We start from the raw sequence: 1,769 nt of genomic DNA, 5'->3' as shown, positions 1-1,769 counted from the left end.
ACTCTTGGCGGGCCGCAACATCGACTCGGCGTTCGTGGTGCCCACCGTCGCGAGTGCGATCGACCTCGTGGTGCACTGTGAACTCGTGAGGGGCGGCTCGCGCCGAGTGGCCGAGATTGTCGCGCCGACGGGGGTCGTTGTACAGGGCGGCATCGAGGCCGAGTCGCTCTTTGTCGTGCGCGACGGGGTGCTCGAGCCGACGGGCACCTTGCCCGCGCGCGCTGAGCGGTTTGCGGGCGCGGGGCTTGACCCGAGCATCCTGTTGCAGCGGGATGCGACGGCGGGCGCTCGGGCGACCACCAGCCGCGGGGCGCGCGCATGACGCTCGCGGTCGGGTTCTTGCTCGCGGCGGGCGTGTTGCTCGTGGCGTCGCCGTGGCTGTGGCCGCGGCGCGAAGAAGCGCGCACCCAACGCCGCGACGCCCTCGCCCCGCTTGCCGACCTGCTCGCGCGTGCCGGGGTGCCCAGCGTCTCGCCGCTCGTTCTCGTGGGCGTCATCGCGATGGCGGGCATCGCTGGGGGAGCCCTGACCCTGCTGCTCGTGCCGGTCGTGGCCCTCGCACCGGTCGCCGCGGTCGTTGCGGCGACGATTCCCGTGCTGGTGCTGCGAGCGCGGGCCGCTGCGCGCCGCCGGGCGTTGCGAGCGGTGTGGCCCGACGTTGTTGATCATCTGCTCTCGGGCGTGCGCGCGGGGTTGAGCCTGCCGCAAGCGGTCGCGGCGCTCGCCGACAGCGCGCCCGAGCCCGTGCGCGCGCCGTTCCGCGCGTTTCGGCGCGACTACCTGCGCACGGCGCAGTTCACCGAGTGCCTCGACTCCCTCAAGGCGACTCTCGCCGACCCGGTAGCCGACCGCATCATCGAGACCGTGCGCATGGCGCGCGAGGTCGGCGGAACCGAGCTGCCGACGGTACTGCGCTCGCTCTCGCAGTATCTGCGGGCCGACGCCGCGGTGCGCGCCGAGGTTGACGCGCGCCAGTCGTGGGTGCGCACAGCGGCCCGCCTCGGCGTCGTCGCGCCGTGGATCGTGCTGCTCATGCTCGGCACGCGCCCCGAAGCCGCCGCGGCCTACAACTCCGCGGGCGGTGCCGTGCTCGTCGTGGGCGGGCTCGCCGCGACGCTCGTGGCCTACCGGCTCATGATTGCGCTCGGGCGGTTGCCCGAAGAGGGGCGGTGGTTCCGATGACGCCGCAGCTGGGCGCCGCTCTGCTTGCGGGCCTCGGGCTGGGCTTGGGGCTGTGGTTGCTCGTGTCGACGGCTCCGCGCTTCGGGCGCCCGCGACTCGCCACGCGCCTCGCGCCGTACCTTGTCGATGTCTCGGCCGAAGCGCGCGCGATGACCGCCGCGCGGCGCAGTGATCCACTGCCCGTGATCTCAGCCCTGCTCGCGCCGGCCGCCGAAGCCGCGCGCGGCATGCTCGACACGGTGCTCGGGGGTGAGGCGGTCATCCGCACGCGTTTGCGGCAGTCCGGCTCGGCGCTCACGGTGCAGGGGCACCGCACCCGGCAGCTGTTCGGGGCGCTGCTCGGTGCAGCAACCGGAATCGCGCTCGCGCTGCTCGTGGCGCGCGACGGAGTGCCCTTCATTCCCGCGGCGATCGGCGCGGTGGCGGCGGGCGGCATCGGCGGCATCGCGGCGACGGATGCCCTGCTCGCGCGCAGTGCCCGCCGACGCTCGGCGCGCATCGCCGAAGAGTTTCCGACGGTGGTCGAGTTTCTCGCCCTCAGCGTGGCGGCCGGCGAGAGCATCCTCGAGGCGCTGCGTCGCGTCGCC

The 1,769-nt window shown here is 74.1% G+C and carries 1 protein-coding gene and 2 pseudogenes; all 3 read left to right on the top strand.

Features of this window, described 5'->3' with window-relative positions:
• Positions 1 to 322 (top strand): annotated as a pseudogene (locus SFU54_RS00615) (CpaF family protein); the annotation flags it as partial.
• Positions 319 to 1,182 carry a type II secretion system F family protein gene (locus SFU54_RS00610; protein WP_319014386.1) on the top strand — a complete coding sequence of 288 codons (864 nt, stop codon included), beginning with the start codon at positions 319 to 321 and terminating at the stop codon, positions 1,180 to 1,182. The pseudogene SFU54_RS00615 and the gene SFU54_RS00610, both read left to right, overlap by 4 nt.
• Positions 1,179 to 1,769: pseudogene (locus tag SFU54_RS00605) on the top strand (pilus assembly protein); the annotation flags it as partial. The gene SFU54_RS00610 and the pseudogene SFU54_RS00605, both read left to right, overlap by 4 nt.

The sequence above is a fragment of the Microcella sp. genome (assembly GCF_033763155.1).
In the GTDB taxonomy this organism is placed as follows: Bacteria; Actinomycetota; Actinomycetes; order Actinomycetales; family Microbacteriaceae; genus Microcella.
This window is presented reverse-complemented; position numbering and strand designations above follow the sequence as displayed.